Genomic DNA, 7,901 nt, shown 5'->3' with positions numbered 1-7,901 from the left:
GGCGGCGGCGCGGCCCCGCCCGCGAAGGCCGCGCCGCCGCCCGCGCCCGAGCCGCTCCCCGCGTTCGTGAAGGAGGCCTCGCCCGCGGCCCGCAAGGCCGTCGTGCAGGCCCTCGCCGAGGAGGAGGTCGGAAGCGTCCTTGCCAAGGCTCCGTGGCGTCGCGCCGCGGAGGCCGCGAAGACGCCCGGCGCAAGCGACGCGCCGAAGCCGCGCGCGACCGTCGCGCCGATGAAGGCCCCGGCCGCGCCGACGCTTCCCGTCGGCAAGAGCGAGAAGCGCGTCGTGCTCCTCGACGCGAACGCGCTCATGATGCAGTTCCAGTTCCACATCGACATCGAAGCCGAGCTGAAGCGCATCCTCAACATCGCGCACGAGGTCGCGGTCCCCTCGATCGTCGTCGACGAGCTCAAGGCCCTCGCGGCCGAGGTCGGCGGCAAGGAGGCCGCCGAGGCCCGCATGGCGGTCGAGCTCGCGAAGACCTTCCGCATCATCGAGTCGCCCGGCGAGGGCGACACGGGCATCCTCCGCCTCGCGGAGAAGATGAACGCGACCGTCGTCACGAACGACAAGGTCCTCCGCGCGCGCCTGCGCGCGAAGAACATCCCGAACGTCTACATGCGCTCCCGCGCGTTCCTCACGCTCGAGGGCCACATCCCCGGCATGTAGGCCGGCGGGCAGGCGGTCGGGCGACATGGCGGCCGCGGGTGGCTCAAAGGCGGGATCGACAACCTTCTTAGGCGGCCCGGTGATCCAACGCCCGTCATGAAGCGCGCCTTCCTCGAGGACGCCGACGGTCCCGCCGTCGTCGACGCCGTCCGGGCGCGCCTCGCCGCGCGCGGCGCCCTCGTCACGGAGCACACGCGCGCCCGCGTCCGGTTCGAGGGCCTCGCGCCCGCGGGCGAAACCTTCCACCGCAGCGGCTACGTCGGCGTCTACCAGCCCTTTGCGGAACAGGAGGCCGAGCTGCGCGTCCTCGCGTACGCCGCGCGGCCGCGCCGCGCCTTCTGGACGACCACGCTCCTCGTCTTCCTCGCGGGCGTCCTCATGCTCGCCCTCATGCCGGACACGGACACGTGGGTCCTCGTCACGGTCCTCGCCTACGTCGCGTTCGTCGCGACGCTCCTCGTCTACCTCGGCACGTGGCGCGCGACGAGCGCGCTCGAAGTCGACCTCCTCGACGACCTCGCCGCCGCGGCGGTCGGGGCCGGCGCCGCGAAGCGCGTCCTCACGCCCGGCGAGCGCGAGGAAGCCGCGTTCGAAACCCAGCTCGAAGCCGACGTGCTCGAAGTCCGTCTCAAGAAGGCCGCGAAGGCCGACGCGAAGCGGGGCGTTCGCACGATTCCGGTCAAGATCCCCCGCCGCGCGAAGACGAGCGAACCCGTACCGGCTCCCGCCGAGTCCGGGGCGCCCGCGCCCGAACCCGCGCCGCCGGCGAAGCGCTCGCTTCTCGACCGGTTCCGACGCGCGCCGCGAGAAGCGCGCGCTTCGCAGGACGAAGCGCGCCCCAAGCGGGGCCTTCTCGCCCGCTTCGCGCGCGCGCCGCGGGCCGAACGCGCCCCGAGGGTCGGGTTCGTCGCGCGCCTCAAGGACCGCTTCGCGCGTCGCGGCACGCGGGAAGTTCCCGTCGAGGACGAGGCCGCGAAGCGGGCCCGCCTCGATGCCTTGAAGCAGGAGATCGAGGCTCGGCGCGGCCGAACCTAACGAATCGCCGTATTCCACGTACGACTTTTCGAGATATTTTTACCCCCCCCCCGCCATAGCACCGCATGCGCGTCGCCCTCGGCCTGATGCTTGTGCTTGCATTACTCCTCCCTCACCCCCTCGTGAAAAGTCAAGCCGATTCGCGATACGACACGGTCGTCCTTGACGTCATGACCTTTCTCCCGGATTCCGGCCAACCCGTGGTGTGCGAGAAAGTCGAAAATGGAACCTTCAGAGTGCCCCCCATCTGCGCAGGCGCGCGACCCCCCATCCTCAAGATCCCTCTCGACGAGCAAGGCAATCCTACTTCATTTTCCTGGTCCGATCATTACGTCATCGAACTGCCGGACCCACGTCGCGAAATCCTTCCCCCCCGGCGAGGCGGCGACGCCCATCACTATTATGATGGGAAGGTCGATCACTACGAATGCGGAAGTTGGTATAAACCGGGGGCGATTGCATGCGACATTGACTTTGGGGGCGTACGAGGTTACACGCAGCTATGGGCATATTTCTGTTCGCCACAATGCCGCCCCGAGTACCGAACGTCCGGAAGCATTCATAACTATCCGAGCGAATATGGCCCTTCAACCACTCCATGGTACGTCGACTACCTGAACGGCAAATGGTCCGGTCCGCACCCATGCGAAGAACATATCTTCGGCGGCCGACGGACGAGCGGGACGGGTGGCTCTCTGACCCCGACCCCTTGCAGCGCCCACAAAGCCGAAGGACTTTGGGGCATCGGAATTGATAGTCGATGATATCTAGAGCCTTCAGTTGGATATGGGTCCCGACGATTCTTCTCGCCGGTTGTGTCGCGATGCCCACGGGAGACCCGCCGGCATCGGGCATGAGTAACCCTCCCGAATCCAACGTCGACGCCTATCGCGGCGTCTTGGTGGTCCGCCTTGAAGCGGAGAGTGAGTCCCTTCGGTTTGAAAACCGGGAACGCGTGACCGTTCACGGGGCCTACCACCTCGACGCGCCGAATCAGACCCTCACCGCCTCGGGTGAGGTTGTGACGAGCGCCATGCTCGCCGTCGAAGTCCTGGAAGCCAACACGTCGAGACTCCTCGTTTCGAACATTCACCTGCTCCATTTCGAAATCGGTGAGCCGCCCTACCATCTGCGACTCCAACGATCGCGCGACGTGCTCGTCCTCGAGTCGCGCGGATCAAACCCCTCATGCGACATTCGAGGGGACGATTTCGACGGCCCCGGCCCGGTCACCTTCCGCGTCGAGCCCGGCTTCGCGGGCGCGTTCTCGTTCGCGCCCCCCCGGGATGAAACCTCCGGATCGCTTCCCGTGTGCGGAGGCGGCGCGTTCAGGCTCGCGCATCTCGGCGTCTGGCCCGACCCCGCCCGTTAGCCGTGGAAACTGTTTTATCCCGGTTTCCCTTTCGCCGCCCGTCCAATCGAAGGAAGGTTGTCCCGTGGCCTACGACTTTGCCCTCATCGGTGCCGCCGCCGGTCTCCTCGCCCTCGTCTTCTCCGCGGTCCTCGCGGCGGGCGTCATGCGCGCGAGCCCCGGCAACGAGCGCATGCAGGAGATCTCGAAGGCCGTCCGCGAAGGCGCGATGGCGTTCATCAAGGTCGAATACACGGTCGTCGCGGCCTTCGCGGCCCTCCTCACGATCGTCTTCGCGCTTGTCGGGTTCTACACCGGCGACGCGTTCTGGTACTACACCGCGGCCGGCTTCGTCGTCGGCGCCGTCTTCTCGGCCCTCGCGGGCTACATCGGCATGGCGACCTCGGTGCGCGCGAACGCGCGCGTCGCCGAGAGCGCGAAGAAGGGCCTCAAGGAGGCGCTCTCGCTCTCCTTCCGCGCGGGCGCCGTCAACGGCTTCGCGGTCGTCGGCCTCGGCATCCTCGGCATCGCCGGCCTCTACATGATCTTCCGCACGATGATGCCCGTCGTGGAGATCCCCCTCACCCTCATCGGCTTCGCGTTCGGCGCGTCGCTCATCACGCTCTTCGCGCGCATCGCGGGCGGCATCTACACGAAGGCCGCCGACGTCGGCGCGGACCTCGTCGGCAAGGTCGAGGCCGGCATCCCCGAGGACGACCCGCGCAACCCGGCCGTCATCGCGGACAACGTCGGCGACAACGTCGGCGACTGCGCCGGCATGGGCGCGGACCTCTTCGAGACGTACGTCGTGACGCTGGTTGCGGCGATGACCCTCGCGGCGACCGCGGGCGTCTTCGCGGGCACGGGCGGCTTCGGCGGCTACGGCGAGGCGGGCGTCCTCTTCCCGCTGACCCTCGGCAGCTTCGCGATCCTCGCCTCGATCGTCGGCATCTTCGGCGTCCGCCTCCCGAAGAGCGGGAACATCATGATGGCCCTCTACATGGGCGTCATCGCGACGGTCGTCGTGAGCGCGATCGGCTTCTTCGGCGTGCACGCGGCGTTCTTCCCGCAGATCCACGTCAACTTCCTCTACGCGTCGTTCATCGGCCTCGCGCTCACGCTCGCGCTGGTGTTCATCACGGACTACTACACGAGCCAGGGCTACAAGCCGGTGCGCGGCATCGTCGACGCCTCGACGACGGGCCCCGCGACCAACATCATCCAGGGCCTCGCGGTCGGCCTCGAGAGCGTCCTCGTCCCGGTGCTCCTCGTCGTCGCGAGCCTCATCAGCTCCTTCGTGCTCGGCGAGGCCGCTGCGCCCGGACTCGGCCTCTACGGCGTCGCGATGGCGGCGGTCGGCATGCTTTCGGTCGCCGGCATGGTGGTCGCGCTCGACACCTACGGTCCCATCACGGACAACGCGGGCGGCGTCGCCGAGATGAGCGACATGCCGAAGGACGTCCGCAAGGTCACGGACGCGCTCGACGCGGTCGGCAACACGACGAAGGCCACGACGAAGGGCTACGCGATCGGCTCGGCCGCGCTCGCGACGCTCGTCCTCTTCGCGGACTTCGTCGACCACACGAACGTGGCCGGCGCGAAGCACTGGGGCGCAAGCTGGGTGGACGTCACCTTCGACATCAGCAACCCGTACGTGCTCTCGGGCCTCCTCATCGGCAGCGCCGTCGTGTTCTACTTCAGCGCCCGCGCGATGAGCGCGGTCGGCCGCGCGGCGCACAGCGTCGTCGAGGAAGTCCGCCGCCAGTTCAAGGACGGCGAGATCATGGCCGGCAAGCGCAAGCCCGACTACGCGGCGTGCGTCAAGATCGTGACGAACGCGGCCCTCAAGGAGATGGCCGTGCCCGGCGCCCTCGCGGTCGGCGCGCCCCTCCTCGTCGGCTTCCTCCTCGGCCCCGCGGCCCTCGGCGGCCTCCTCATCGGCGTGATCGTGAGCGGCTTCAGCATGGCCCTCCTCATGTCGAACGCGGGCGGCGCGTGGGACAACGGCAAGAAGTCCTTCGAGTCCGGCGTCCACGGCGGCAAGGGCTCGGACGCCCACAAGGCGGCCGTCGTCGGCGACACCGTCGGCGACCCCTTCAAGGACACCGCGGGACCCGCGATCAACCCGCTCATCAAGGCCATAAACACGATCAGCGTCATCTTCGCGGCGCTCTTCGTGGCCTTCATGAGCCTCTGATCCGGGCCCTCGCGCCGGGGCCTCGGGCCCCGGCGCCCTCCTTCCCCCTTCCCTGTTTTCCCGGAAAATCCGCCCACGGCGAGCGCGCCGAACCCCGCCCGGGGCCGCCCAATGTTCAAATAGGTTGAGCGGCCTCGCTGGCCTGCGCGCCCGAGTCGCGGCCGGGGCATCGTCCAAGGGGACGGTCCGGGCCCAGTCGGCCGCGTCATTCGCCCTTCTGAGGAGTGCCGGCATGTACCAGATGGTCCAGATGGAAGACACGGTCCGCATCCCGCCGAGCGAGCTCGGCGAGGACCAGGACGCGGTCGTCAAGACCCTCGTCCACCGCGAGTTCGAGGGACGCCTCAACAAGAAGCACGGCTTCACCGTCCTCGCCGCCGACATCGAGCGGCTCGGCGAGGGCCGCCTCGTGCACGGCGACGGCGCCGTGTACCAGCGCGTGCGCTTCAACGCCCTCACGTTCAAGCCCGAAGTCGGCGAGATCGTGGAAGGCACCATCTGCGAAGTCGTCGAATTCGGCGCCTTCGTGCGCTTCGGCCCCCTCGACGGCCTGCTGCACATGTCGCAGATCATGAACGACTACCTCAACGTCGACCTCGGCCAGGAGCGCCTCGTCGGCAAGGAGACGGGCCGCACGCTCGCGATCGGCGACCGCGTGCGCGCGCGTCTCGTCACCGTCTCGCTCAACGAGCTCTCGCCGCGCGAGAGCAAGATCGGCCTCACGATGCGCCAGCCCGGCCTCGGCAAGATCGAGTGGCTCGAGGAAGACCGCGACCCGAACGCGCCGAAGCCGGTGCGCCAGGGCGGCGGCGGCCGCGGCGGTCCCCGCGGCGGCGGACGCGGACCCCGCGGCCCCCCGCGCGGCGACGGAGGCAACTGAGATGCGCGCCTGCCGCGACTGCCACAGCCTCGCCGAGGGCGACGCGTGCCCCGCCTGCAAGTCCACGAACCTTTCGAAGGACTGGACGGGCTACGTCGTCGTGCTCGACCCGAAGCAGAGCATCATCGCCCAGAAGATGAACATCGACACCGCGGGCAAGTACGCCCTCAAGGTGCGCTGAATCCCGAACACGAACCCGCCCCGCTCGATGACGGCCTGGCCGAGAGCGGGACGCGGAGGAACCCCCGGCATGTACGTGCTCCCCCCTGCGCTTCGAAGCGCGCTCGCGAAACCCATGGGCCCGGTCCTCACGACCGAGGCCGCCCTCGCCGCGGTCGAGGGCCACCTTCTTGTCGCCGTGGGCGACGTCGTCACGCGGACCTTCCTCGAGCGCGGGCTCCGCCCCGCGCTCATGGTGGTCGACGGGAAGACGCACCGCACGCGTCCCGTCGACGACGTCGGCGCGCTTGCGAAGGACGCGCGCCTCGTGCGCGTCGCGAACCCGCCCGCGACCATCACGCGCGCGCTCTGGGACGCGGTCGCGGACGCGCTCGCGCCGGATGCGCCCGCGCGCGCGGCCGCCGCGACGCGGGGCACGCTCGTGCACGTCGACGGCGAGGAGGACCTCGCCGTGCTCCCCGCGCTCGCGCTTGCGCCCGAGGGCGCGCGCGTCGCCTACGGCCAGCCCAACGAGGGCGTGGTCGTCGTCACCGTCAACGAAGCCTCGCGGGCCCGCGCCCGCGAGCTCCTGAAGGCCATGGAGGCCCCATAATGGACATCGAAATCGTCGGAAAGAAGGAGAACGCGCTCATCGGGCGCACGGAGGTCCAGTTCCGGATCCTCCACACGGGCGCCCAGACGCCGAAGCGCGAGGACGTCCGCGACAAGCTCGCGGCCATCCTCAACGCGAAGAAGCAGAACATCGTCGTGGACAACATGGAATCCACGTTCGGCCACGGCGAGACCACGGGCTACGCGAAGGTGTACCCCTCGGTGGAGGCCCTCTCGAAGGTCGAGCCCCTCCACCTCCTCAAGCGCAACAAGCTCGAGGAGCACGCCCCGAAGAAGCGCAAGGAAAGCCAGCCGGCGCCGGCCGCGAAGAAGGCCGCCGCGCCCAGGAAGAAGTGAGGTGTTGAAGCATGGCTGACAAGAAAGGTGGCGCGAAGGGCGGCGCGAAGGGCGCCCCCGCGAAGACCGCGGCGGGCAAGCGCGGCCTCTACAAGATCGAGGGCGGCAAGCTCGTGCGCGCGCGCAAGGCGTGCCCGAAGTGCGGCCCCGGCGTGTTCCTCGCGGAGCACAAGGACCGCACGAGCTGCGGCAACTGCGGCTACACCGAGTTCAAGGCCAAGGCCGCTTAGGTCGGGGCCTTCAGCGGTGCACTCCGTGACATGAGTTTCACACCTCGGCCCCGCCTGCGGGCGGGGCCTCGGCTCATGTCCGCCCGACCTGCGGGTCGGGCACGCCGCAGCGTTCCGCAGAACGCAAGGCGAAGACGTTTTGCAGAACGTCGCCGCCGCGGCGGTTGCGACCGCCGCGGATCACTTCGTGCCAGAGAGGGGGCGCTGCGCGCGCCCCCTCTCTGGACGCCGCACGAACCTGCGGATTCGTGCTCACCGCAGCGTTCCGCAGAACGCAAGGTGAAGACGTTCCGCAGAACGTCGCCACCGCAGCGGCGTGACGCTGCGGCTCACCCCCCAGCGCCAGGGGCTCCGCCCCTGGACCCCCGCCGAGACCCGCGTTCTCTCTCGAACGGTGCCCGTGTTTCACGGCCC

General features: G+C 69.2%; 9 protein-coding genes. All 9 read left to right on the top strand.

Going from position 1 to position 7,901, the window contains the following annotated elements; genetic code table 11:
• On the top strand, positions 1 to 666 hold a 666-nt coding region (locus VM889_13680; GenBank protein HVL49600.1), incomplete at its 5' end, for a hypothetical protein.
• A gap of 96 nt (positions 667 to 762) precedes the next feature.
• The gene (locus VM889_13675; protein HVL49599.1) at positions 763 to 1,701 is read left to right on the top strand and encodes a hypothetical protein; all 939 of its coding nucleotides are present in this window, start codon (positions 763 to 765) and stop codon (positions 1,699 to 1,701) included.
• A gap of 823 nt (positions 1,702 to 2,524) precedes the next feature.
• On the top strand, positions 2,525 to 3,073 hold the full coding sequence (locus VM889_13670; GenBank protein HVL49598.1) for a hypothetical protein: 549 nt from the start codon (positions 2,525 to 2,527) through the stop codon (positions 3,071 to 3,073).
• 64 nt (positions 3,074 to 3,137) lie between these two features.
• Positions 3,138 to 5,249, top strand: a complete 2,112-nt coding sequence (locus tag VM889_13665; protein HVL49597.1) for a sodium-translocating pyrophosphatase — start codon at positions 3,138 to 3,140, stop codon at positions 5,247 to 5,249.
• Positions 5,250 to 5,481: 232 nt separating this feature from the next.
• Positions 5,482 to 6,129: a DNA-directed RNA polymerase gene (locus VM889_13660; GenBank protein ID HVL49596.1), complete on the top strand. Its 648-nt coding sequence runs from the start codon at positions 5,482 to 5,484 to the stop codon at positions 6,127 to 6,129.
• A 1-nt stretch (position 6,130) separates the two neighbouring features.
• Positions 6,131 to 6,310 carry a transcription elongation factor subunit Spt4 gene (gene spt4, locus VM889_13655; protein HVL49595.1) on the top strand — a complete coding sequence of 60 codons (180 nt, stop codon included), beginning with the start codon at positions 6,131 to 6,133 and terminating at the stop codon, positions 6,308 to 6,310.
• Positions 6,311 to 6,379: 69 nt separating this feature from the next.
• Entirely contained in the window at positions 6,380 to 6,901 is a 522-nt protein-coding gene (locus VM889_13650; GenBank protein ID HVL49594.1) for a DUF359 domain-containing protein, read from the top strand.
• Positions 6,901 to 7,257 carry a 30S ribosomal protein S24e gene (locus VM889_13645; protein ID HVL49593.1) on the top strand — a complete coding sequence of 119 codons (357 nt, stop codon included), beginning with the start codon at positions 6,901 to 6,903 and terminating at the stop codon, positions 7,255 to 7,257. Before VM889_13650 ends, VM889_13645 begins: the two co-directional genes overlap by 1 nt.
• Positions 7,258 to 7,268: 11 nt before the next feature.
• A complete protein-coding gene (locus tag VM889_13640) occupies positions 7,269 to 7,487 on the top strand; it encodes a 30S ribosomal protein S27ae (protein ID HVL49592.1) in 219 nt (72 codons plus the stop codon).
• The last annotated feature ends 414 nt before the right edge of the window (positions 7,488 to 7,901 follow it).

It is taken from the genome of Candidatus Thermoplasmatota archaeon (assembly GCA_035540375.1).
Classification (GTDB): Archaea; Thermoplasmatota; SW-10-69-26; order JACQPN01; family JAJPHT01; genus DATLGO01.
This window is presented reverse-complemented; position numbering and strand designations above follow the sequence as displayed.